We start from the raw sequence: 23,004 nt of genomic DNA, 5'->3' as shown, positions 1-23,004 counted from the left end.
GCTCCTTCTGGGTCAGGCCGCGGCCTTGACCGGACCCGGCGCGGCGTGGCTGCCGGCGAGCCCGAAATCTTCGGGGAAGTGATCGAGCGCGGACAGCACCGGATACGGCGTCATCCCGCCCATTGCGCACAGCGAGCCGGCGAGCATCGTGTCGCACAGATCGCGCAGCAGCGTGATCTGGCGCTCGGACGTATCGCCCTGGCGGATGCGGGCGATCGTCTCGACGCCGCGCGTCGAACCGATCCGGCACGGCGTGCACTTGCCGCACGATTCGATCGCGCAGAACTTCATCGCGTATTCGGCGAGCTCCGCGAGATTCGACGTGTCGTCGTGCAGCACGATGCCGCCGTGGCCGACCACTGCGTCGATCGCCGCATACGCTTCATAGTCGAGCGGCACGTCCCACTGATGCTCAGGCAGATAGGTGCCGAGCGGGCCGCCGACCTGCGCGGCGCGCGCGGGGCGGCCGGTCGCGGTGCCGCCGCCGAAGTCGAACAGCAGCTCGCGCAGCGTGACGCCGAACGCGAGCTCGACGAGGCCGCCGTGCCGGATGTTGCCCGCGAGCTGGAACGGCAGCGTGCCGCGCGAGCGGCCCATCCCGTAGTCGCGGTAGAACGCGGCGCCGCGCGCGAAGATCACCGGCGCGGTCGCGAGCGTGATCACGTTGTTGATGACGGTCGGCTGACCGAACAGCCCGGCGAGCGCGGGCAGCGGCGGCTTCGCGCGCACGACGCCGCGCTTGCCTTCGAGCGATTCGAGCAGCGCCGTTTCCTCGCCGCATACGTACGAGCCCGCGCCTTTCGCGACGTGCAGCTCGAATGCGTGCGCGGAGCCGAGCACGCGTTCGCCGAGCCAGCCGGCTTCGCGCGCGCGCTCGATCGCGGCTTCGAGCGTCGCGATCGCATGCGGATATTCGCTGCGCACGTAGATGTAGCCGACGGTCGCGCCGGTCGCGATGCCGGCGATGATCATTCCTTCGATCAGGCAGTACGGATCGCTTTCCATGATCAGCCGATCGGAGAACGTGCCCGAGTCGCCTTCGTCCGCGTTGCAGACGATGTACTTCTGCTTTGCGGTCGCGTGCCGGACCGTGCGCCACTTGATGCCGGCCGGGAACGCGGCGCCGCCGCGGCCGCGCAGCCCGGATTCGATCAGCGCTTCGCACGCGGCGTCGCCGTCGAGTGCGAGCGCGTTTTTCAGTCCGGCGAGGCCGTCGTATTTCAGGTAGTCGTCGATCGACAGCGGGTCCGTCAGCCCGATGCGCGCGAACGTGAGGCGTTGCTGGCGCGCGAGATACGGCAGCGCGTCGACGACGCCGACGCTGCTCGGATGCGCGCCGCCGTCGAGCCAGTTCGCGTCGAACAGCGCGGGCACGTCGGCCGCGGACAGGTTCGCGTAGCCGACGCGGCCGGCTGCCGTGCCGACTTCGACGAGCGGCTCGAGCCACAGCAGCCCGCGCGAGCCGTTGCGGATCAGTTCGATCGGAACGCCGCGCCGTTCGGCTTCCGCGACGATCGCGGCAGCGAGCGCGTCGGCGCCGAGCGCCAGCGCGGACGAATCGCGCGGTACGTAGATGCGCGTCGTCATGCGGCCTCCCGCGTGTGGGCGACGGCGTCGGCGAGCAGCGCGTCGAATTTCTCCGGCGTGACCTTTGCATGCAGCGCGCCGTTGACCGTCATCGACGGCGATTGCGCGCACAGTCCGAGGCAGTAGACCGATTCGAGCGCGACGTCGGCCCGCGCATGCGCGCTTGCGGCATCGCCGTGTCCGGCGTCGAACCGGCAGCCGGTGCGCGCCTCCGCGTGCGCGGCCAGCGCTTCGCAGCCCATGCTGCGGCACGCTTCCGCGCGGCACATCTGGATCGTCACGCGGGCGGGCGGCGCGGTGCGGAAGTGGTGGTAGTAGGTGAGCACGCCGTGTACTTCCGCGCGCGACAGATTCAGCGCTTTCGCGAGCGGTGCGACGCAGCCCTGCGGCACGTAGCCGGCTTCATCCTGGATCGCATGCAGGATCGCGACGAGCGATCGGCCGGCGCGCGCGTGGCGCTCGACGAGCGCGTCGGGCGCAGGGGAATTCGGGGACATCGGTTATGCTCCTCCAAAGCCTCATATGCGCTTGAAATTCATATAGTGCGCATCGCGACTTCGTTCTGATTGATTTCGCCCAACGATAAGCGGAAGATTTCGCAGTCGCAATAGGAAATCGGAGTACATAATTGATTCGAATCGAATGCGACGCGTATCTGACCGTACGCGACACGGAAGGCCGCACGGCGAGCCTGTCGGACGTCGCGCCATTGCTCGAGCTCGTTGCCGATACGGGCAGCATTGCGCAGGCCGCGCACGCGAAGGGGCTGTCGTACCGGCACGCGTGGGGGCTGCTGCGCGCGCTCGAAGCGTGCATCGGCGCAGAGCTGATCGAAACCGCGCGCGGCAAGGGTTCGACGCTGTCGGAGCTCGGGCGGGCGGTGGTCGACGCGCAGCGCCTCGCGCGCAGCCGGCTCGACGGCAGCTTGCGCGCGCTCGCGGACGAAGTGGCGAGCGATCTGAACCGGCGGCTCGCTCAGCGCGACGGCGCCGTGCGAATTCATGCGTCGCACGGGTATGCGGTGGCGGCGCTCGTGTCCGCGCTCGTCGACGCGCAGGCCGCGGTCGACATCAAATACCGCGAGAGCGTCGAAGCCGTGCGCGCGCTCGCGCGCGGCGAATGCGAACTCGCCGGATTCCATTTGCCTCGCGGCGCATTTCGGGCGGAGTGCGCGCAGATCTATCGGCCGTGGCTCGACGATACGCGCCATGTGCTGATTCATCTGACGCGCCGCCAGCAGGGGCTCTTCGTGCCGCCCGGCAACCCGAAGCAGGTGCGCGGGCTTGCGGATCTCGCGCGCAGCGACATCCGCTTCGTCAATCGGCAGCCGGGCTCGGGCACGCGCATGCTGCTCGATCTCGCGCTGCGCGCGATCGGCATCGATCCGGAGAGCATCAACGGCTATGCGTCGGCCGAACTCACGCATTCGGCGATTGCCGCGTTCATCGCGAGCGGGATGGCCGATCTCGGCTTCGGCGTGGAGCCGGCCGCGCGGCATTTCGGACTCGATTTCATCCCGGTGGTCGACGAGGACTATTACTTCGCATGCGAGCGCGCACGGCTCGATTCGCAGCCGCTCGCCGGCGTGCTGGACCTGCTGCGCGACGCGCGTTTCGTCGAGCGCGTCGCGCGTCTGGACGGCTACGATCCCGCCGCGTGCGGCACGCTGACGAGCATCCCGGACGGGCTTGCCGGCGACGACGGCGTAGCCGCGCCGGACGGCAATGGACGGTAACCGGCATGCGTGAGAGTCGCGCTGCAACGGCAAGGGATTTACGCTACGCTTGCCGCTTGATCAACGTTCCAACAAGCACGCCGTTCAGGCGTCATCCTGACATGAAACTTTCCGTGCCTTTCTCCGCGGCCGCGTTGACCGCGGGGCTTCTGATCGCCGTTTCGCCGTTTGCGTTCGGGCAAAATTCACCGGGCGTGCCGGGCGGCATCCTGAGCGACCAGTTCCGGCTGAACGAACATCCGCAGATGCCGTTCGCGGCGTCGGCGCCGTCGCAGAAGTACCAGAACGGCAAGAAGTCGGCGTTGCGCCGCAAGGGCGACCTCGGCGATCCGAACGGCTGCAATCTGAAGTGCCCGATGGACACCCAGTAAGCGATCGCGCCCGCGCCGTTGCCGGCGTATCCGCCGATCCCCGATAACGGGACGGGCGATACAGATTCCCCGAGCCCCGCGAAGCTGGCTTCGCGGGGCTCTTCTTTTGCGTACATCGGCGGCTGCGGGATGGCCGACCGGGTGCGTGCGAATAAGGGTTAACCCTCGATTCGGGAAGAATGTCTTCCAGAAACCCGCCTTATTCTTAAGCAGTCGCCTACATAAACTTCGGGTTGTCAGCGATGAACGAGGTGTTCACCGCGAAAACGGACAAATCTGGAGGTAGGTCATCATGAAGTCGCTCGTTCAAGCCGTCGTCGTTGCAGCCGCTGTCGCCATTCCGGCCGTGTCGTTCGCCCAGCCGGGCTCGGCTCTGACCCGCGCGCAGGTCCGCGCGGAACTGGTTCAACTGCAGCAAGCCGGCTACAACTCCGCCCGCGGTGAAGATCCGCATTATCCGGAAGCGATCCAGGCTGCGACCGCGCGCATCGCGGAACAGCAACGCGCGCTGGCTCAAGCGCAACGCGACGACGCCAGCGGGTATGGCGCGCAAGCGCAGGGTGCATCGGCATCCGGCTCGCGTGCGCTTGGCGTGCGTCCGGCCACTGCCGAAGAAATGAAGTCGCTGTATCGCGGCAGCTAAGCGGTATGTCGCGCGGTACGGCCGAGTGCCGGGATGCGACGATGAGTCGCGCTCGACTTCGCGCCGGCGGATTCGGCGCGGTCCGACGGCGCGGTATGCGCCGCGTGTTCGAACATCCGTTACCTCCGGCCGCTGGAATGTCGGCGGCGTTCCGCCCGACCCGTCGGGTCGGGCGCTTTTTCGGAGCAGGGACGCAAGCCGCAGCGCGTCGAGACAACAAAAACCCCGCAGACTCGCGTCATGCGGGGTTCGTGCGTCAAGCGCGAATTTGGTGGAGGCGGCGGGAATCGAACCCGCGTCCAGAAGCGCTCTACGACCAGTTCTACATGTTTAGTTCTGTCATTTGATTTAACCGTAGCGACGCGGACGAACACGCTGCACTACGGCGATTCGCTGGATTTTCGACCCTGGCGTCGCGACGCCGACAGGGCTTAACTGACGTATATGACCTCTGGCGGTATTGCTACCGGTCTTGCGACACTAGCCCGTCAGTGAACTAGGCAGAGGACGGCGGCCCTTAGGCTGCCAGTGCGAACGTATCGTCGTTTGCAGTTACGTTTTTCCCATTGATTAACGAGGTGACGGGTCCTCGACATGCCCTAGCCGCTTCACAACCCCTGTCGAAACCAGGTCGCCCCCGCGGATAAGATCGACCATTATAGCCGAACATCGCGCAACAGGTCGCGCAACTCCCGCGTGGTCGCGACGAGATGCTGCGCCTGCCAGTCGGCCGGCGCAGCGCCGTCGCCGCAGTAGCCGTAGGCAGCCGCCACCGTCGCCATGCCCGCGGCGGTGCCGGCCTGGATGTCGCGCAGATCGTCGCCGACATAGACGACGCGCTCCGGCGCGAGCGTCAGCTGCGCAGCCGCGTGCAGCAGCGGTGCCGGATGCGGTTTCGGGTGCGGCGTCGTGTCGCCCCCGACGACGCACGCTGCACGCGACGCAAGACCGAGCAGTTCGACGAGCGGTGCCGTCAGTCGCATCACCTTGTTTGTCACGATGCCCCAGCGCACGCCGCGTGCATCGAGTTCGTCGAGTACGTCGCCGATGCCGGGAAACAGCGTGGTATGCACGCACAGATCCGTTGCGTAATTCGCGAGAAACTCATCGCGCATCGCGTCGTAATCGGGCGATTGCGGACCGATGCCGAATGCGCCGCCGAGCAGCCCGCGCGCGCCGGCCGACGCGAGCGGTCGCAGCACGTCGATCGGCGTTTGGGGCAGGCCGCGCACGCGCTGCATCTTGTGGACGGCGGCAGCCAGATCGGGCGCCGTGTCGGCGAGCGTGCCGTCGAGGTCGAACAGTACGGCGTCGCAGTGCTGCAGGCGCGGCGCGTCGAATGCGGCTCGCGCAGGCGAAAGGGGAGTCGTCATGCCGGGGAAGTCACGCGCCGCGGCGGCACGCGACGAGGTAATTGATGTCGGTGTCGTTCGACAGCGCGAAGCGCTTGCCGAGCGGGTGATAGGTGATGCCCTTGATCTCGACGATGTGCAGACCGGTGGCGCGCACGAAGCCGGCCAGCTCGGACGGTCGAATGAAGCGCGCGTAGTCGTGCGTGCCCTTCGGCAGCATCTGCGCGATGTATTCGGCGCCGATCACTGCGAACAGGTAGGACTTCAGGTTGCGGTTCAGCGTCGAGAAGAACACCCAGCCGCCCGGCTTCACGAGCGTCGCGCAAGCCGCGACGATGCCGGCCGGCGACGGCACGTGCTCGAGCATCTCCATGCAGGTGACGACGTCGTACGTGCCCGGTTCGCGCTCTGCGAGCGCTTCGGCGGCGATCGCCTCGTACTCGACCGATACGCCGCTCTCGAGACTGTGCAGGTCGGCGACGCCGAGCGCTTCGGTCGACAGGTCGATACCTTTGACCTGCGCGCCGAGCCCGGCCATCGACTCGGACAGGATGCCGCCGCCGCAGCCGACGTCGAGTGCGCGTTTGCCGGCCAGATGCGCATGCGCGTCGATCCAGCCGAGTCGGACCGGATTCAGGTCGTGCAGCGGTTTGAATTCGGCATTCGGATCCCACCACCGGTGGGCGAGGTCGCTGAATTTCTGGAGTTCGTGCGGATCGGCGTTGGTCATGTCGGCAAAGGGCTACGGAAGGAGGGCGGCGCTTCGGCACATCAGTCCCGAGTATATAAGCGGGTGGACGACGAGGCCAGCGAACGCCCGGACGGGCATCAATGAAAAAGCCCCGCCGGAGCGGGGCTTTGAAGCAGTCGAAAACCGTGGCTTACTGCGCCGGAACGGTCGTCTTCTGCACTTCTTGCGTACCGACCACTTCGACTTCCACGCGGCGGTCCGGTGCGAGGCAGGCGATCAGCTGCTTGCGGTTCTTCTGGTTGCAGCCCGTCGTGACCGGGTTGCGCTTGCCCTTGCCTTCCGTGTAGATCTTGTTGGCCGGGACACCCTTGCTGACCAGGTACGACTTCACGGCTTGCGCACGGCGCAGCGACAGGCGGTCGTTGTACTTGTCCGAACCGATACGGTCGGTGTAGCCCGTTGCGACGACCACTTCCGTGTTCATGCCCTGGATCTTCGATGCCAGCTCGTCGAGCTTCTGCTTGCCGAGCGGCTTGAGCGTTGCCTTGTCGAAGTCGAACAGTGCGTCGGCTTGATACGTGATCTTCTGGCTCGTGATGGCCGGAGCGACCGGAGCGACCGGCGGCTGCGGTGCCTGGGCGACCAGTGCGCCATCGCACTTCGCGTTGGCGGTGGCCGGCGTCCAGAACGCGTCACGCCAGCAGAGCTCGTTCGTGCCGTTCATCCACACCCATTCGCCCGTACCGTTCACCCAGTTGTCGTTGACGGCTTGACGCGACGCCGGCACCGACTGTGCCGAAGCGGATGCAGCCATAACTGCGGTAGCTGCAATGAACGCGAGCTTTGAAAGTTTATTCATATTTCTCCTCTCGAAATTGAGATTACCGCAGGTTTACTGCGAGCCTGTTGACGGTGACAAGTCATACATTGCTCGAAGTATAACATTGGTGCGGCACAAAAAACGCGGCACCGCTCTGTGTAGACTTCGAGCAGCGTCTAACTTTCAGTGCGTTGGCATTTTGCCATATCGTTCCCTTCCTACGAAAAAAAATCCTCCCCACCCCAAGATCGCCTTGACGTTTGTGGTGCATGCGCAACACCGGCCTGCCGCAACTTTCAATGATTGTCAAGAGTGGGTTCGCGAATGCGAGAGAAAAACGGCAAACCCCAACCGGGTGCGTGAAGCGGCCCGATGTCACGGACGGGCGGCCGGAGGAACGACGGGAGCTGGCGAGCGCGACCGCGATACGTGTCGCGATATGTGCCGATATGTGCGATACCGAAGCCGTCGCGGATTTTGCTGTTTACATATAGTGGGCCGGCGAATTGGCGGCTGATGGGCGCATGTTAGAATCTCGCGTTGCGTTGCGCATGCAGCGCCCACGCGAAAGGCGTTCGCCGTCTTCGCTCCGAAACGATACGGATACATGGATCAATTCGCCAAAGAGACCCTGCCCACCTCCCTCGAGGAGGAAATGCGCCGTTCGTATCTCGATTACGCGATGAGCGTGATCGTCGGACGTGCCCTTCCGGATGTCCGCGATGGCCTGAAGCCCGTGCACCGGCGCGTACTGTTCGCGATGCACGAACTGAACAACGACTGGAACCGCGCGTACAAGAAATCGGCGCGTATCGTCGGCGACGTGATCGGTAAGTACCACCCGCACGGCGACACGGCGGTCTACCACACGATCGTGCGGATGGCGCAGGACTTCTCGCTGCGCTACATGCTGATCGACGGGCAGGGCAACTTCGGCTCGATCGACGGCGACAATGCGGCGGCGATGCGGTACACCGAAATTCGCATGGCGAAGATCGGGCACGAGCTGCTCGCCGACATCGACAAGGAAACGGTCGATTTCGAGCCGAACTACGACGGCAACGAAACGCAGCCGTCGGTCCTGCCGTCGCGGATCCCGAACCTGCTGATCAACGGCTCGTCGGGCATCGCCGTCGGCATGGCGACCAACATTCCGCCGCACAACCTGAACGAAGTCGTCGACGCGTGCCAGCACCTGCTGAGCAACCCCGACGCGACGGTCGACGAACTGATCGAGATCATCCCGGCGCCGGATTTCCCGACGGCCGGCATCATCTACGGCGTCGCCGGCGTGCGCGACGGCTACCGCACCGGCCGCGGCCGCGTCGTGATGCGCGCGGCCACGCACTTCGAGGAGATCGACCGCGGCCAGCGGATGGCGATCATCGTCGACGAGCTGCCGTACCAGGTCAACAAGCGCTCGCTGCTCGAGCGGATCGCCGAGCTCGTCAACGAGAAGAAGCTCGAAGGCATTTCCGATATCCGCGACGAATCCGACAAGAGCGGCATGCGGGTCGTGATCGAGCTCAAGCGCGGCGAAGTGCCGGAAGTGGTGCTGAACAACCTGTACAAGGCGACGCAGCTGCAGGACACGTTCGGCATGAACATGGTCGCGCTCGTCGACGGCCAGCCGAAGCTGCTGAACCTGAAGGAAATCCTGCAGTGCTTCCTGTCGCACCGGCGCGAAGTGCTGACGCGCCGCACGATCTACGAACTGCGCAAGGCGCGCGAGCGCGGCCACGTGCTCGAAGGTCTCGCGGTCGCGCTCGCGAACATCGACGAGTTCATCGCGATCATCAAGGCCGCGCCGACGCCGCCGATCGCGAAGCAGGAGCTGATGACGAAGTCGTGGGATTCGTCGCTCGTACGCGAGATGCTGACGCGCGCCGAATCCGAGAACGCGGCGGCGGGCGGCCGTGCCGCGTACCGTCCGGAAGGGCTGAATCCGGCGTACGGGATGCAGGCCGACGGGCTGTACAGGTTGTCCGACACGCAGGCGCAGGAAATCCTGCAGATGCGTCTGCAGCGCCTGACCGGCCTCGAGCAGGACAAGATCATCGGCGAGTATCGCGAAGTGATGGCGCAGATCGCCGATCTGCTCGACATCCTCGCGCGCCCGGAGCGCATCACGACGATGATCGGCGACGAGCTGACGACGGTGAAGGCCGAATTCGGCGATGCGCGCCGCTCGCGGATCGAGCTGAACGCGACCGAACTGAATACCGAAGACCTGATCACGCCGCAGGACATGGTCGTCACGATGTCGCATGCCGGCTACGTGAAGTCGCAGCCGCTGTCGGAGTACCGCGCGCAGAAGCGCGGCGGCCGCGGCAAGCAGGCGACGCAGATGAAGGAAGACGACTGGATCGAGACGCTCTTCATCGCGAATACGCACGACTACATGCTGTGCTTCTCGAACCGCGGTCGCGTGTACTGGATCAAGGTCTACGAGGTGCCGCAAGGTTCGCGCAACTCGCGCGGCCGTCCGATCGTCAACATGTTCCCGCTGCAGGAAGGCGAGAAGATCAACGTCGTGCTGCCGGTGAAGGAATTCTCGGCCGACAAGTTCGTGTTCATGGCGACGTCGCTCGGCACGGTCAAGAAGACGCCGCTCGAAGCGTTCAGCCGTCCGATGAAGAAGGGCATCATCGCGGTCGGCCTCGACGAGGGCGACTATCTGATCGGCGCGTCGATCACCGACGGCGCGCACGACGTGATGCTGTTCTCCGATTCGGGCAAGGCCGTGCGCTTCGACGAGAACGACGTGCGTCCGATGGGCCGCGAAGCGCGCGGCGTGCGCGGCATGCAGCTCGAGGACGGGCAGCAGGTCATCGCGCTGCTGGTCGCGGGCAGCGAGGAGCAGTCCGTGCTCACCGCAACCGAGAACGGCTTCGGCAAGCGTACGCCGATCACCGAGTACACGCGTCACGGCCGCGGCACGAAGGGTATGATCGCGATCCAGACCTCCGAGCGTAACGGCAAGGTCGTCGCTGCGACGCTCGTCGATCCGGAAGATCAGATCATGCTGATCACGACGGCCGGCGTGTTGATTCGCACGCGCGTTTCCGAGATCCGCGAGATGGGACGGGCGACGCAAGGTGTTACACTCATCAGTCTCGATGAGGGTACGAAGCTTTCGGGTCTGCAGCAGATTGCCGAGGCCGAAGAGGGCGATGGCGAAGCCGACGAGGCGTCGGACGGCGAAGCCTGAAGAACGGATGAGACTCTCGAGCCGCCGCACGCGTGCCGCGCAACGTAGTGAGCGCCGCGCGATGCGATCGGCGAGAACCCATTCATATTTCCACAAGGGAGTGATGATGCAAAAGCAATTCAAGCAACTGGTTCTGCTGGCTGCACTGGTGCCGACGTTCGCGATGGCGCAGGCGCTGTCGAATTCCGCACCGGCTGCGCCCGCGGCAGCTGCGCCGATCGACGCCGACAAGAAGGCAGCGATCAAGGATCTGCTCGACGCGATCGACGCGCCGAAGCTCGTGTCGGCTATCGGCAACAGCGCCGAGATGCAGGCAAAGCAGCTCGTTCCGGCGATCCTGTCGGACGCGCTGTCGGAGAACAAGACGCTGAACGACAAGCAGAAGCAGGCTGCCGTGCCGACGCTGCAGAAGAACGCGGTGCCGAAGCTGGTCGACGGCGCGGGCAAGGTGTTCGGCACGCAGCAGTTCCAGAACGACGCGATGTCGGCTCAGTACGACGCGTACGCGAAGTACTACACGACGTCGGAGATCAAGGATCTGACGACGTTCTACAAGAGCCCGACGGGCCGCAAGTTCATCCAGGTTCAGGACCAGGTCGGTCGTGACGTCGTCAACGGCCTGATGCAGAAGTACATGCCGCAGGCGATCCAGGCGACGCGTGCGCAGGCGGACAAGGAAGTCGCGGCAGTCAAGCCGGGCAAGTAAGCCGTCTCCGGGCACGCGCCCGGCCGTCCGGCCGGGTTTGGCGGGAGCCTGGTGACAGTGCGATAATGGCCGTTTGCGCGCGAGCGCAAGCGGCCATTTCCTTTTTGGCGCGACTGATTGCAATCGACATGTGGCGGCAAGCCGCCGGTCGCGTCCCTCCGAGGTTTTCACGATGCGCGTCTTTAATTTCTCCGCCGGCCCCGCGGCGCTGCCCGAAGAAGTGCTGCGGCAGGCTGCCGACGAAATGCTCGACTGGCACGGCAGCGGCATGAGCGTGATGGAGATGAGCCATCGCGGCAAGGAGTTCATGTCGATCCACGAGGCCGCGCTGGCCGACCTGCGTGAGCTGCTCGACGTGCCGGCGAGCCATCGGATCCTGTTCCTGCAGGGCGGCGGCATTGCGGAGAATGCAATCGTGCCGATGAACCTGCTCGGCGCACGCAAGACCGCCGACTTCGTCGTGACCGGCTCGTGGTCGCAGAAGTCGTTCAACGAAGCGAAGAAGTACGGCGCGCCGCATCTGGCCGCGACCGGCAAGACGGCCGACGGCTTCACGCGTGCGCCTGCGTACGCCGAGTGGCAGCTGTCGGACGATCCCGCCTACGTGCATCTGTGCACGAACGAGACGATCGACGGCGTCGAGACGTTCGAGATTCCCGATCTCGGCGACGTGCCGCTCGTCGCCGACGTGTCGTCGCACATCCTGTCGCGCCCGATGGACGTCGCGAAATACGGCGTGCTGTTCGGCGGCGCGCAGAAGAACATCGGGATGGCCGGCGTGACGGTCGTGATCGTCCGCGAGGATCTTCTCGATCGCGCATTGTCGATCTGCCCGTCCGCATTCGAATGGAAGACTGTCGCCGCGAACAACTCGCTGTACAACACGCCGCCCACCTACGCGATCTACATCGCGGGCCTCGTGTTCCAGTGGCTGAAGCGGCAGGGCGGGCTCGAGGCGATCGAGGCCCGCAACATCGAGAAGGCGAAGCTGCTCTACGACACGATCGATGCGAGCAGCTTCTATCTGAACAAGGTCGAGCCGGCGGCGCGTTCGCGGATGAACGTGCCGTTTTTCCTGGCCGACGAAACGCGCAACGAAGACTTCCTTGCCGGCGCAAAGGCGCGCGGGCTGCTGCAGCTGAAGGGCCACAAGTCCGTCGGCGGCATGCGGGCGTCGATCTACAACGCGGTGCCGCTCGCGGGCGTGAAGGCGCTCGTCGAGTACATGAAGGACTTCGAGCAGCGCAGCGCCTGACGGCGACGCTGCTCAACAGCACGGCAACTACGCATGGACGACGAACTGAATTCCCGCCTGAAACCGCTGCGCGATCGCATCGATGCGATCGACGCGCAACTGATCGCGCTGCTGAACCAGCGTGCCGCGGTGGCGCTGGAGGTGGGCGAGGTCAAGAAGCACTTCAACGCGCCGGTGTTCCGGCCGGAGCGCGAGCTGCAGGTGATCGCGCGATTGCAGGACATGAGCGAGGGTCCGCTCGCGAGCGAGCATATCAGCGCGATCTGGCGCGAGATCATGGCCGCGAGCCGTGCGCTCGAGCAGACGATCCACGTCGCGTTCCTCGGGCCGGTCGGCACGTACAGCGAACAGGCGATGTTCGAGTATTTCGGCCAGTCGATCGAAGGACTGCCGTGTCCGTCGATCGACGAGGTGTTCCGCTCGGTCGAAGCGGGCGCGGCCGCATTCGGCATCGCGCCGGTCGAAAATTCGACCGAAGGCGCGGTGTCACGCACGCTCGACCTGCTGCTGCAGACGCAACTGCTGATCAGCGGCGAGCTCGCGCTGCCGATCCATCACAACCTGCTCACGCAGAGCGGCACGCTCGACGGGGTCACGCGCGTATGCGCGCATGCGCAGGCGCTCGCGCAATGCCAGCAGTGGCTGGCCGCGAATGCGCCGCAACTCGAGCGGCAGGCCGTGGCGAGCAACGCGGAGGCCGCGCGCCTCGCAGCGGCCGACCCGGGCGTCGCGGCGATCGCCGGCGATCGCGCGGCGGCGCACTACGGGTTGCAGATCGCGTTCTCGCTGATTCAGGACGATCCGCACAACCGCACGCGGTTCGTGATCGTCGGCAAGCAGCCGGCCGGACCGAGCGGGCACGATCAGACGTCGCTGATCGTGTCGGTGAAGAACGAGCCCGGCGCGGTGTTCAAGCTGCTCGAGCCGCTCGCGCGGCACGGCGTGTCGATGACGCGCTTCGAGTCGCGCCCGGCGCGCGTCGGCACGTGGGAGTACTACTTCTACATCGACATCGAAGGGCATCGGGACGATGCGGCGGTCGCGGCCGCGCTCGCCGAGCTCGGCCAGAAGGCCGCGTTTCTGAAGATACTCGGTTCGTATCCGCGCGCACGCTGAACGCAGCGGCCCGGCGCTGCGACACGCAGACGTCGCGGCAACGCGGGCAGGGCAGGCCGATCGGCGCTGCCGAAGGCGGGTTCGGGCCGCACCCGGCGCACACTGCGCCGGATGCGGGCCCGTGACCCGGGATCTGGAATTCCGCGCGCGGGGAGTGCTCTGTGCGCGTCACTTGGCTCATGTCGTGTCAGGCTTTGCATTCAACAAACTGGTCATCTTCGGCGTCGGCCTGATCGGCGGATCGCTGGCGCGCGCACTGCGCGAGCGCGCGTCGGGCGGTGCGGGCGAGATCGTCGGCGTCGGGCGTTCACGGGCGTCGGTCGAGCGCGCGCTGTCGCTCGGCGTGATCGACCGCGCGGCTGCGCTCGACGACGATGCGCAGCTGCGCGATGCGCTGGCGGGCGCCGATCTCGTGCTGCTCGCGGCGCCCGTCGCGCAGACGGGGCCGCTGCTCGCGCGCATTGCGCCGTGGCTCGACGGCGCGACGATCGTCACCGACGCGGGCAGCACCAAATCGGACGTCGTCGCGGCCGCGCGTGATGCGCTCGGCGCGCGGATCGCGCAGTTCGTGCCGGGCCACCCGATCGCCGGGCGCGAGTCGAGCGGCGTCGAGGCGGCGCTGCCGGACCTGTACGTCGGCCGCAACGTCGTGCTGTGTCCGCTGTCCGAGAACGCACGCGAATCGGTCGCGCGGATCGACGCAATGTGGCGGGCGACCGGCGCCGACGTGCGCACGATGAGCACCGAGCAGCACGATCGCGTGTTCGCGTCGATCAGTCACCTGCCGCACGTGCTGTCCTTCGCACTCGTCGAGCAGATTCTCGGCGAGGCGGACGCGGAGCTGAAATTCTCGTATGCGGCGGGCGGGTTTCGCGACTTCACGCGCATTGCCGCGTCGAGCCCCGAGATGTGGCGCGACGTGTGCGTGGCGAACCGCGCGGCGCTGCTCGACGAGCTCGACGGCTACATGCGCGTGCTCGAGCGACTGCGCGCGGCGATCGACGCGGGCGACGGCGCAGCGCTGGAAGCGGTGTTCGCACGCTCGCGCGCGGCCCGCAGCGCGTGGCAGGAACGCGGCGGCAAGACCGCTGCCGAAGCGGTGAAGAAATAACAGGACGATTCCCATGGACTATCTCGATCTCGGCCCGTACTCCAGCGCATCGGGCACCGTGCGCCTGCCCGGCTCGAAGAGCATTTCGAACCGCGTGCTGCTGCTCGCGGCGCTCGCCGAAGGCGACACGACGATCACCAACCTGCTCGACTCCGACGACACGCGCGTGATGCTCGATGCGCTCGCCAAGCTCGGCGTAAAGCTCGCGCGCGATCGCGACACGTGCGTGGTCACCGGCACGCGCGGCGCATTCACCGCGAAGACGGCCGATCTGTTCCTCGGCAACGCGGGCACGGCCGTGCGGCCGCTGACGGCGGCGCTCGCGGTGAACGGCGGCGACTATCGCGTGCACGGCGTACCCCGGATGCACGAGCGGCCGATCGGCGATCTCGTCGACGGGCTGCGTCAGATCGGCGCTCGAATCGACTATGAACAGAATGCCGGCTATCCGCCGCTGCGTATCCGGCCCGCGACGATCGCGGTCGACGCGTCGATCCGGGTGCGCGGCGACGTGTCGAGCCAGTTCCTCACCGCGCTGCTGATGACGCTGCCGCTCGTGAAGGCGAAGGACGGAAAGATCGTCGTCGAAGTCGACGGCGAGCTGATCTCGAAGCCGTACATCGACATCACGATCCGTCTGATGGAGCGTTTCGGCGTGGTCGTCGAACGCGACGGCTGGCAGCGCTTTACCGTGCCCGCGGGCGTCCGCTACCGGTCGCCGGGGCGGATCATGGTCGAAGGCGATGCATCGTCGGCGTCGTACTTCCTCGCGGCCGGTGCGCTGGGCGGCGGTCCGCTCAGGGTCGAAGGCGTCGGGCGCGCGAGCATCCAGGGCGACGTGGGTTTCGCGAACGCGCTGATGCAGATGGGTGCAAACGTGACGATGGGCGACGACTGGATCGAAGTGCGTGGTATCGGCCACGACCACGGCAAGCTCGAGCCGATCGACATGGACTTCAACCTGATTCCCGATGCGGCGATGACGATCGCGGTCGCCGCGCTGTTCGCGAGCGGCACGAGCACGCTGCGCAACATCGCAAGCTGGCGCGTGAAGGAGACCGACCGCATCGCGGCGATGGCGACGGAACTGCGCAAGGTCGGCGCGACGGTCGAAGAGGGCGCCGACTATCTCGTCGTCACGCCGCCCGCCGCGCTCACGCCGAACGCGGCGATCGATACGTACGACGATCATCGGATGGCGATGTGCTTCTCGCTCGTCAGCCTGGGCGGCGTGCCGGTGCGGATCAACGATCCGAAGTGCGTCGGCAAGACGTTCCCCGACTATTTCGACCGCTTCGCCGCGCTCGCGAAGGCCTGACCGACTGCCCGATGAAATCGACCCGACCCTTTCACCCGACTCCCGTCATCACGATCGACGGCCCGACCGCTTCCGGCAAGGGCACCGTTGCGGCGCTGGTCGCCGCGCACCTCGGCTTCCATCTGCTCGACAGCGGTGCGCTGTACCGGCTCGCGGCGCTCGCGAGCGTGCGCTACGGCATTGCGCCGGAAGACATCGATGCCCTTGTGAAGCTGATCGACGATCTCCATATCACGTTCCGCGAAGGCTGCGCGCAGCTCGACGGCGTCGACGTGTCGAACGAAATCCGCGCGGAGGAGATCGGCAACCGCGCATCGGCGATCGCGGTGCACGGCCCGGTGCGCATCGCGCTGATCGCGCGCCAGCGCGCATTCCGCAAGACGCCGGGCCTCGTTGCCGACGGTCGCGACATGGGCACCGTGATCTTCCCGGACGCCGTGCTCAAGGTGTTCCTGACGGCCAGCGCCGAGGCCCGCGCGGCCAGACGGCATAAGCAATTGATGCAAAAAGGTTTTTCTGCTAATATAGATGACTTGCTCCGGGATCTGCGTGAACGCGACGCGCGCGACAGCAATCGCGCGGCCGCGCCGCTGAAGCCCGCGGCAGACGCCCAGTTGCTCGATACTTCGGCGCTCTCGGTCGACGAGGCGGTCGATCAGGTGCTGCAGTGGTATCGGGCGCTCGGCCAGCCCGCCTGAGAAGGCGGGCGGCAGTAGGTGCTCCGTGCGAAAGCGCGGAGTGTGTGTTGAACCCTTAACCCCGTGTGGTCTTCGCTCTGGCCCTTTCAGCCTGCCATTCCGGCCGGCGCGGCTCTGCGATCCACGCACAAACCGATTTTTATGTCCGACCTGCAAACCTCCAACCCGAATACCGAATCCTTTGCGGCTCTGTTCGAAGAGTCGCTGACCCGCCAAGACATGCGCGCCGGCGAAGTGATCTCCGCCGAAGTCGTGCGCGTCGACCACAACTTCGTGGTCGTCAATGCAGGCCTGAAGTCCGAGGCTTACATTCCGATCGAGGAATTCCTGAACGATCAGGGCGAGGTTGAGGTGCAGGCGGGCGATTTCGTGTCCGTCGCGATCGACGCACTCGAAAACGGCTACGGCGACACGATCCTGTCGCGCGACAAGGCGAAGCGCCTTGCATCGTGGCTGTCGCTGGAAAAGGCCCTCGACAACAACGAACTCGTCACCGGCACGATCACCGGCAAGGTGAAGGGCGGCATGACCGTGATGGTCAATGGCATCCGCGCGTTCCTGCCGGGTTCGCTGGTCGACACGCGTCCGGTGAAGGACACGACCCCGTACGAAGGCAAGACGCTCGAATTCCGCGTGATCAAGCTCGACCGCAAGCGCAACAACGTCGTGCTGTCGCGTCGTGCCGTGATCGAAGCGACGCAGGGCGAAGAGCGCGCGAAGCTGCTCGAGACGCTGAAGGAAGGCGCGATCGTCAACGGCGTGGTCAAGAACATCACCGACTACGGTGCGTTCGTTGACCTCGGCGGCATCGACGGCCTGCTGCACATCACCGACATCGCATGGCGCCGCGTGCGTCACCCGAGCGAAGTCCTGTCGGTCGGCCAGGAAGTCACCGCGAAGATCCTCAAGTTCGACCAGGAAAAGAACCGCGTGTCGCTGGGCATCAAGCAACTGGGCGACGATCCGTGGGAAGGCATCTCGCGCCGCTACCCGTCGGGCACGCGCCTGTTCGGCAAGGTCACGAACATCACCGACTACGGCGCATTCGTCGAAGTGGAATCGGGCATCGAAGGCCTCGTCCACGTGTCGGAAATGGACTGGACGAACAAGAACGTCGCACCGTCGAAGGTTGTCCAGCTCGGCGACGAAGTCGAAGTCATGGTGCTCGAGATCGACGAAGACCGTCGTCGTATCAGCCTCGGCATGAAGCAGTGCAAGCCGAATCCGTGGGATGACTTCAGCCGCAACTTCAAGAAGGGCGACAAGATCACGGGCGCGATCAAGTCGATCACCGACTTCGGCGTGTTCATCGGTCTGCCGGGCGGCATCGACGGCCTGGTCCACCTGTCGGACCTGTCGTGGAGCGAAGCCGGCGAAGAAGCCGTTCGCAAGTACAAGAAGGGCGACGAAGTCGAGGCGGTCGTGCTCGGCATCGACGTCGAGAAGGAGCGCATTTCGCTCGGCATCAAGCAGCTCGAAGGCGACCCGTTCAGCAACTACGTTGCAATGAACGACAAGGGCTCGCTGGTCGACGGCGTCGTGAAGTCGGTCGACGCGAAGGGTGCGGTCATCACGTTGACGGGCGACGTCGAAGGCTACCTGCGTGCGTCGGAAATTTCGCAGGATCGCGTCGAAGACGCACGCAACGTGCTGAAGGAAGGCGACAAGGTCAACGCGATGGTGATCAACATCGATCGCAAGTCGCGCGGCATCAACCTGTCGATCAAGGCGAAGGATTCGGCCGAGCAGCAGGAAGCGATCCGCGGCCTGCAAGCCGACACCAGCGCTGCCGCGACGGGTACGACCAACCTCGGCGCGCTGCTGAAGGCCAAGCTCGACGGCCAGAACCAGTAAGCCTCGCGAGGTCTGCTGAAGTATGACCAAATCCGAGTTGGTCGCGCAGTTGGCACTGCGATTTCCGCAACTTGTTCTCAAGGACGCGGATTTCGCAGTGAAGACGATGCTCGATGCGATGTCCGATGCTCTGGCAAAGGGGCATCGCATCGAAATTCGCGGTTTCGGCAGCTTCGGCCTCAACCGTCGTCCGGCGCGCGTCGGACGCAACCCGAAGTCGGGGGAGAAAGTGCAGGTGCCCGAGAAGTTCGTGCCGCACTTCAAGCCCGGCAAAGAGTTGCGCGAACGCGTCGACGGCCGTGCGGGTGAGCCGCTGAAGGCAGATGAGCCGGACGACGAGCGTTGAGCGTCGTTCGGTTTGCCCGGAATCTTGCCGGCAAAGGCTGAAGAAAAAGCGCCCCTTGCGGGCGCTTTTTTTGTTTTCGGCGTTTGCGGCGTAACCGGCGCCGGCATGACGTGCGCTGACGCGGAAACGCATCCTTTACAATACGGGTCGATTCGGCGCGGCGAAGGGGAGTCGCGCGCCGCGGCAAACCTCAACAAAGAGAGGGCTTCATGAAGTTTATCGTCTGGCTGATCCGGGTATTGGTATTCGTGCTGCTGCTGGTGCTCGCACTGGCCAATACGCAAACCGCGACGCTGAATTTCCTTGCCGGCTATGCGTGGCAAGCGCCGCTGATCCTGATCGGTCTCGCGTTCTTCATCGTGGGCCTGCTCGCCGGCCTGCTGTCCGCGTTGCCGGCGATCTTTCGCCTGCGCGTCGAGAACGGGCGCCTGAAGCGCGACTTGCGCGCGGCGCGCGAAACACCGACCGTCGTCGACCAGCCGCCGATGCCGCCCGTCATTTAACACGGACGCCGCGCGAATCTCGCGCGGTTTTCGTCTCTGCTTCGATATTTCGCATGGATCTGGATTTCTGGTGGTTGCTCGTGATACCCGTGGCGTTCGCGCTCGGCTGGGCGGCGTCGCGCTATGACCTGAAGAGTCTCCTGTCGGAGAGCGCCAACCTGCCGCGATCGTATTTTCGCGGCCTGAACTTCCTGTTGAACGAACAACCGGACAAGGCGATCGACGCGTTCATCGAGGTCGCGAAACTCGATCCCGAGACCGTCGAGCTGCACTTCGCACTCGGCAACCTGTTTCGTCGCCGCGGCGAAACGGATCGCGCGATCCGCGTGCACCAGAATCTGCTGAGCCGCACGGACCTGCCGGTCAACGAGCGCGACCACGCGCTGTACGAACTCGGCCAGGATTTCCTGAAAGCCGGCTTGCTCGATCGCGCGGAAGAAACGTTCCACCTGCTGGCCGACGGCGACTACGCGCTCGGCGCGCAGCGTGCGCTGCTGACGATCTACGAGATCGAGAAGGACTGGAACAAGTCGATCGATACCGCGAAGCGTATCGAGTCGATGAGCGAGAAGCCGCTCGGCGTCGAAATCGCGCAATTCCACTGCGAACTCGCGCAGGACGCGCTGCAGCGCAAGGACGGCGCCGCAGCTGCCGAACAGCTGAAGCTCGCGCTGGCCGCGAACCCGCAGAACGTGCGCGCGACGATCCTGTCCGGCGATGCAGCGCAGGCCGCCGGCGACCACGCAGCGGCGATTGGATACTGGAAGCGCGTCGAAGCGCAGAATCCGGCCTATCTGCCGCTCGTCGCCGACAAGCTGATGAAGGCGTATGTCGCGCTCGGCCAGACCGCCGACGGTGCGGAACTGCTGATGGGCTACGTCGACCGCTATCCGTCGAACGACCTGCTCGACATCGCGTATCAGCACATCGCGGGGTTGCGCGGCCACGAGGCCGCACACGCGCTCGCGCGTACGCAGATGGAGAAGTCGCCGAACCTGTCGGGGATGCTGCACCTGCTCGATGCGCAGATTGCCGCCGCCGACGAGCCGCGCCGTAAGGAGCTTGAAATGATGCGTGCGCTGATCAAGCAGCGCACCAAGAATCTGCCACGGTATACGTGCCAGAATTGCGGTTTCCGGGCACGGCTCTTCTATTGGCAGTGCCCCGGATGCAGCGGTTGGGAAACCTATGCGCCGCGCCGCGTCGAACCGGCGATGCCGGGCTGATCCCGGCGGCCCGGGCGCGCGCGCCGCGATCGCTGCCGGGCACGGCCCGACGGTCAAGTTAGTCAATTACCGGGAAACACCGGAACATCTATGAAAATCACCATCATCGGCACCGGCTACGTCGGTCTCGTCACGGGCTCCTGTCTCGCCGAGATCGGCCACGATGTCTTCTGTCTCGACGTCGATCCGCGCAAGATCGAGATCCTGAACAACGGCGGCATGCCGATTCATGAGCCGGGGCTGCTGGACATCATCGCGCGCAATCGCGTGGCGGGCCGCCTGCGCTTCTCGACCGACATCGAGGCAAGCGTCGCGCACGGCGAGATCCAGTTCATCGCGGTCGGCACGCCGCCCGACGAAGACGGTTCGGCGGACCTGCAGTACGTGCTCGAGGCCGCGCGCAACATCGGCCGCCACATGACGGGCTACAAGGTGATCGTCGACAAGTCGACGGTGCCGGTCGGCACCGCGCAGCGCGTGCGGAGCGTGATCGACGAAGCGCTGGCCGCGCGCGGACTCGCGGGCAGCGTCGCGCATCGTTTCTCCGTCGTGTCGAACCCCGAGTTTCTGAAGGAAGGTGCGGCGGTCGAGGACTTCATGCGTCCGGACCGGATCATCATCGGCGTCGACGACGACGAGAGCGGCACGATCGCACGCGAGAAGATGAAGAAGCTTTACGCGCCGTTCAACCGCAACCACGAGCGCACGATCTACATGGACGTTCGCTCGGCCGAGTTCTCGAAGTATGCGGCGAATGCGATGCTCGCGACGCGCATCTCGTTCATGAACGAAATGTCGAATCTGGCGGACAAGGTCGGTGCCGACATCGAGGCCGTGCGCCGCGGGATCGGCTCCGATCCGCGCATCGGCTACCACTTCCTGTACGCGGGCGTCGGCTACGGCGGCTCCTGCTTCCCGAAAGACGTGCAGGCGCTGATCCGCACCGCGGGCGAAAACGGCCAGCCGCTGCGTATCCTGGAAGCCGTCGAAGCGGCCAATCACGCGCAGAAGGATGTGCTGATCGGCAAGATCGGCCAGCGCTTCGGCAACGATCTGTCCGGCCGCGAGTTCGCGGTCTGGGGCCTCGCGTTCAAGCCGAACACCGACGACATGCGCGAGGCGCCGAGCCGCCGGCTGATCGGCGCGCTGCTCGAGCGCGGTGCGACCGTGCGCGCGTACGATCCGGTCGCGATCGACGAAGCGCGGCGCGTATTCGCGCTGGATCTCGGCGAAGGTTCGGACGCGCTTGCGCGCCTACACTTCGTCGATACGCAGGACGCCGCGGTCACGGGTGCCGACGCGCTCGTGATCGTGACGGAATGGAAGGAGTTCAGAAGCCCGGATTTCACGCGCCTGAAGGCGGAACTGAAGTCGCCGGTGATTTTCGACGGGCGCAATCTGTACGAGCCGGACGCGATGGCCGAGCTCGGCATCGATTACTACGCGATCGGACGTCCGCATGTCGATCCCCAATCTTTCTCCCGTGGATGACCACACGATGAATACGCTCCGCGAAGTCGTTCCGGTGCCGCGCGCGCAGCTCGCGCGCTCGCGCGTGCTCGTCGTCGGCGACGTGATGCTCGACCGTTACTGGTTCGGCAACGTCGAACGCATTTCTCCGGAGGCGCCGGTGCCTGTCGTGCACGTGCAGCGTCATGAAGAGCGGCTCGGCGGCGCGGCGAACGTCGCGCGCAATGCGGTGACGCTCGGCGCGCAGGCCGGCTTGCTGTGCGTCGTCGGCTGCGACGAGCCTGGCGAGCGGATCGTCGAGCTGCTCGGCAGCAGCGGCGTGACGGCTCATCTGGAGCGCGATCCGGCGTTGCCGACGACGATCAAGCTGCGCGTGCTCGCGCGCCAGCAACAGCTGCTGCGCGTCGATTTCGAGTCGACGCCGACGCACGAGGTGCTGCTCGCCGGCCTCGCGCGTTTCGACGCGCTGCTGCCGCAGCATGACGTCGTGCTGATGTCGGATTACGCAAAGGGCGGCCTCACGCACGTGACGACGATGATCGAGAAGGCGCGCGCGGCCGGCAAGCCGGTGCTCGTCGACCCGAAAGGCGACGACTGGGCGCGCTATCGCGGCGCGTCGCTGATCACGCCGAACCGCGCGGAGCTGCGCGAAGTCGTCGGACAGTGGAAATCGGAAGACGACTTGCGTGCTCGCGTTGCGAAGCTGCGCGCGGAGCTCGACATCGACGCGTTGCTGCTCACGCGTTCGGAAGAGGGAATGACGCTCTTTTCGTCGACCGGCGAACTGCACGCGCCCGCGCTCGCTCGCGAGGTGTTCGACGTGTCGGGCGCGGGCGACACGGTGATCGCGACGGTCGCGACGATGCTCGGCGCAGGCGTGCCGCTCGTCGATGCGGTCGTGCTCGCGAACCGCGCGGCGGGCATCGTGGTTGGCAAGCTCGGCACGGCCACCGTGGACTACGACGAACTGTTTCACTGAGCGCATTCGGCG

Annotated in this window: 21 protein-coding genes and 1 other RNA gene; 16 read left to right on the top strand and 6 right to left on the bottom strand. The window is 65.6% G+C overall.

The window, feature by feature from the left end:
* Positions 1-12 precede the first annotated feature (12 nt).
* Together BUB20358_RS07135 and BUB20358_RS07130 are read right to left on the bottom strand one after the other, a co-directional pair.
* Entirely contained in the window at positions 13-1,587 is a 1,575-nt protein-coding gene (locus BUB20358_RS07135; protein ID WP_006764879.1) for a formate dehydrogenase beta subunit, read from the bottom strand.
* Positions 1,584-2,084 (bottom strand): NAD(P)H-dependent oxidoreductase subunit E, encoded by a 501-nt coding sequence (locus BUB20358_RS07130; RefSeq protein ID WP_006764878.1) that lies wholly within the window; start codon positions 2,082-2,084, stop codon positions 1,584-1,586. The genes BUB20358_RS07135 and BUB20358_RS07130 overlap by 4 nt, the downstream gene beginning before the upstream one ends.
* A gap of 131 nt (positions 2,085-2,215) precedes the next feature.
* Here BUB20358_RS07130 and BUB20358_RS07125 point away from each other — a divergent pair, with 131 nt between their 5' ends.
* The 3 genes from BUB20358_RS07125 (at position 2,216) to BUB20358_RS07115 (ending at position 4,336) form a co-directional block, all read left to right on the top strand.
* On the top strand, positions 2,216-3,322 hold the full coding sequence (locus BUB20358_RS07125; protein ID WP_006764877.1) for a substrate-binding domain-containing protein: 1,107 nt from the start codon (positions 2,216-2,218) through the stop codon (positions 3,320-3,322).
* 101 nt (positions 3,323-3,423) lie between these two features.
* Entirely contained in the window at positions 3,424-3,693 is a 270-nt protein-coding gene (locus BUB20358_RS07120; protein ID WP_006764876.1) for a hypothetical protein, read from the top strand.
* 292 nt (positions 3,694-3,985) lie between these two features.
* Complete coding sequence (locus BUB20358_RS07115; RefSeq protein ID WP_006764875.1) at positions 3,986-4,336, top strand: DUF4148 domain-containing protein; 351 nt, start codon at positions 3,986-3,988, stop codon at positions 4,334-4,336.
* 269 nt (positions 4,337-4,605) lie between these two features.
* Here the strand turns inward: BUB20358_RS07115 and ssrA are convergent.
* From ssrA to ompA, 4 genes are all read right to left on the bottom strand, one after another.
* Positions 4,606-4,975: a transfer-messenger RNA gene (gene ssrA, locus BUB20358_RS07110) on the bottom strand.
* Between the two features lie 17 nt (positions 4,976-4,992).
* Positions 4,993-5,709, bottom strand: a complete 717-nt coding sequence (gph, locus tag BUB20358_RS07105) for a phosphoglycolate phosphatase (RefSeq protein WP_006764874.1) — start codon at positions 5,707-5,709, stop codon at positions 4,993-4,995.
* 10 nt (positions 5,710-5,719) lie between these two features.
* The gene (gene ubiG / locus BUB20358_RS07100; RefSeq protein WP_006764873.1) at positions 5,720-6,418 is read right to left on the bottom strand and encodes a bifunctional 2-polyprenyl-6-hydroxyphenol methylase/3-demethylubiquinol 3-O-methyltransferase UbiG; all 699 of its coding nucleotides are present in this window, start codon (positions 6,416-6,418) and stop codon (positions 5,720-5,722) included.
* Between the two features lie 151 nt (positions 6,419-6,569).
* Positions 6,570-7,238: an outer membrane protein OmpA gene (ompA, locus tag BUB20358_RS07095; protein ID WP_006400736.1), complete on the bottom strand. Its 669-nt coding sequence runs from the start codon at positions 7,236-7,238 to the stop codon at positions 6,570-6,572.
* Positions 7,239-7,806: 568 nt separating this feature from the next.
* Here ompA and gyrA point away from each other — a divergent pair.
* The 13 genes from gyrA (at position 7,807) to rfaE1 (ending at position 22,992) form a co-directional block, all read left to right on the top strand.
* Entirely contained in the window at positions 7,807-10,410 is a 2,604-nt protein-coding gene (gyrA, locus tag BUB20358_RS07090; protein ID WP_105773988.1) for a DNA gyrase subunit A, read from the top strand.
* A 106-nt stretch (positions 10,411-10,516) separates the two neighbouring features.
* Positions 10,517-11,116 (top strand): DUF2059 domain-containing protein, encoded by a 600-nt coding sequence (locus BUB20358_RS07085; RefSeq protein WP_035973403.1) that lies wholly within the window; start codon positions 10,517-10,519, stop codon positions 11,114-11,116.
* 172 nt (positions 11,117-11,288) lie between these two features.
* Complete coding sequence (gene serC / locus BUB20358_RS07080; RefSeq protein WP_035972827.1) at positions 11,289-12,371, top strand: 3-phosphoserine/phosphohydroxythreonine transaminase; 1,083 nt, start codon at positions 11,289-11,291, stop codon at positions 12,369-12,371.
* Between the two features lie 33 nt (positions 12,372-12,404).
* Positions 12,405-13,487, top strand: a complete 1,083-nt coding sequence (gene pheA / locus BUB20358_RS07075) for a prephenate dehydratase (RefSeq protein WP_006764869.1) — start codon at positions 12,405-12,407, stop codon at positions 13,485-13,487.
* A gap of 184 nt (positions 13,488-13,671) precedes the next feature.
* The gene (locus BUB20358_RS07070) at positions 13,672-14,598 is read left to right on the top strand and encodes a prephenate dehydrogenase (protein ID WP_035973402.1); all 927 of its coding nucleotides are present in this window, start codon (positions 13,672-13,674) and stop codon (positions 14,596-14,598) included.
* A gap of 13 nt (positions 14,599-14,611) precedes the next feature.
* On the top strand, positions 14,612-15,916 hold the full coding sequence (gene aroA, locus BUB20358_RS07065) for a 3-phosphoshikimate 1-carboxyvinyltransferase (RefSeq protein ID WP_006764867.1): 1,305 nt from the start codon (positions 14,612-14,614) through the stop codon (positions 15,914-15,916).
* A gap of 11 nt (positions 15,917-15,927) precedes the next feature.
* The gene (gene cmk, locus BUB20358_RS07060; RefSeq protein WP_006764866.1) at positions 15,928-16,614 is read left to right on the top strand and encodes a (d)CMP kinase; all 687 of its coding nucleotides are present in this window, start codon (positions 15,928-15,930) and stop codon (positions 16,612-16,614) included.
* Positions 16,615-16,755: 141 nt separating this feature from the next.
* Positions 16,756-18,468, top strand: a complete 1,713-nt coding sequence (rpsA, locus tag BUB20358_RS07055) for a 30S ribosomal protein S1 (RefSeq protein ID WP_035972826.1) — start codon at positions 16,756-16,758, stop codon at positions 18,466-18,468.
* Between the two features lie 22 nt (positions 18,469-18,490).
* Positions 18,491-18,814: an integration host factor subunit beta gene (locus BUB20358_RS07050; protein ID WP_006764864.1), complete on the top strand. Its 324-nt coding sequence runs from the start codon at positions 18,491-18,493 to the stop codon at positions 18,812-18,814.
* A gap of 209 nt (positions 18,815-19,023) precedes the next feature.
* Positions 19,024-19,317 carry a lipopolysaccharide assembly protein LapA domain-containing protein gene (locus tag BUB20358_RS07045; RefSeq protein ID WP_006764863.1) on the top strand — a complete coding sequence of 98 codons (294 nt, stop codon included), beginning with the start codon at positions 19,024-19,026 and terminating at the stop codon, positions 19,315-19,317.
* 53 nt (positions 19,318-19,370) lie between these two features.
* Positions 19,371-20,543 carry a lipopolysaccharide assembly protein LapB gene (gene lapB / locus BUB20358_RS07040; RefSeq protein WP_006764862.1) on the top strand — a complete coding sequence of 391 codons (1,173 nt, stop codon included), beginning with the start codon at positions 19,371-19,373 and terminating at the stop codon, positions 20,541-20,543.
* A 90-nt stretch (positions 20,544-20,633) separates the two neighbouring features.
* Entirely contained in the window at positions 20,634-22,034 is a 1,401-nt protein-coding gene (locus BUB20358_RS07035) for a UDP-glucose dehydrogenase family protein (RefSeq protein WP_006764861.1), read from the top strand.
* Positions 22,035-22,041: 7 nt separating this feature from the next.
* The gene (gene rfaE1 / locus BUB20358_RS07030; protein ID WP_052688707.1) at positions 22,042-22,992 is read left to right on the top strand and encodes a D-glycero-beta-D-manno-heptose-7-phosphate kinase; all 951 of its coding nucleotides are present in this window, start codon (positions 22,042-22,044) and stop codon (positions 22,990-22,992) included.
* Positions 22,993-23,004 lie beyond the last annotated feature (12 nt).

This window comes from Burkholderia dolosa (assembly GCF_902499135.1).
GTDB lineage: Bacteria > Pseudomonadota > Gammaproteobacteria > Burkholderiales > Burkholderiaceae > Burkholderia > Burkholderia dolosa.
This window is presented reverse-complemented; position numbering and strand designations above follow the sequence as displayed.

Coding starts and splice junctions, on each gene's coding strand:
- cmk (WP_006764866.1), top strand. CDS start 15,928: ATGAAATCGACCCGACCCTTTCACCCGACTCCCGTCATCACGATCGAC.
- BUB20358_RS07085 (WP_035973403.1), top strand. CDS start 10,517: ATGCAAAAGCAATTCAAGCAACTGGTTCTGCTGGCTGCACTGGTGCCG.
- gyrA (WP_105773988.1), top strand. CDS start 7,807: ATGGATCAATTCGCCAAAGAGACCCTGCCCACCTCCCTCGAGGAGGAA.
- BUB20358_RS07045 (WP_006764863.1), top strand. CDS start 19,024: ATGAAGTTTATCGTCTGGCTGATCCGGGTATTGGTATTCGTGCTGCTG.
- ompA (WP_006400736.1), bottom strand. CDS start 7,238: ATGAATAAACTTTCAAAGCTCGCGTTCATTGCAGCTACCGCAGTTATG.
- serC (WP_035972827.1), top strand. CDS start 11,289: ATGCGCGTCTTTAATTTCTCCGCCGGCCCCGCGGCGCTGCCCGAAGAA.
- BUB20358_RS07050 (WP_006764864.1), top strand. CDS start 18,491: ATGACCAAATCCGAGTTGGTCGCGCAGTTGGCACTGCGATTTCCGCAA.
- rpsA (WP_035972826.1), top strand. CDS start 16,756: ATGTCCGACCTGCAAACCTCCAACCCGAATACCGAATCCTTTGCGGCT.
- BUB20358_RS07035 (WP_006764861.1), top strand. CDS start 20,634: ATGAAAATCACCATCATCGGCACCGGCTACGTCGGTCTCGTCACGGGC.
- BUB20358_RS07135 (WP_006764879.1), bottom strand. CDS start 1,587: ATGACGACGCGCATCTACGTACCGCGCGATTCGTCCGCGCTGGCGCTC.
- BUB20358_RS07120 (WP_006764876.1), top strand. CDS start 3,424: ATGAAACTTTCCGTGCCTTTCTCCGCGGCCGCGTTGACCGCGGGGCTT.
- gph (WP_006764874.1), bottom strand. CDS start 5,709: ATGACGACTCCCCTTTCGCCTGCGCGAGCCGCATTCGACGCGCCGCGC.
- BUB20358_RS07130 (WP_006764878.1), bottom strand. CDS start 2,084: ATGTCCCCGAATTCCCCTGCGCCCGACGCGCTCGTCGAGCGCCACGCG.
- rfaE1 (WP_052688707.1), top strand. CDS start 22,042: ATGAATACGCTCCGCGAAGTCGTTCCGGTGCCGCGCGCGCAGCTCGCG.
- aroA (WP_006764867.1), top strand. CDS start 14,612: ATGGACTATCTCGATCTCGGCCCGTACTCCAGCGCATCGGGCACCGTG.
- BUB20358_RS07115 (WP_006764875.1), top strand. CDS start 3,986: ATGAAGTCGCTCGTTCAAGCCGTCGTCGTTGCAGCCGCTGTCGCCATT.
- ubiG (WP_006764873.1), bottom strand. CDS start 6,418: ATGACCAACGCCGATCCGCACGAACTCCAGAAATTCAGCGACCTCGCC.
- lapB (WP_006764862.1), top strand. CDS start 19,371: ATGGATCTGGATTTCTGGTGGTTGCTCGTGATACCCGTGGCGTTCGCG.
- pheA (WP_006764869.1), top strand. CDS start 12,405: ATGGACGACGAACTGAATTCCCGCCTGAAACCGCTGCGCGATCGCATC.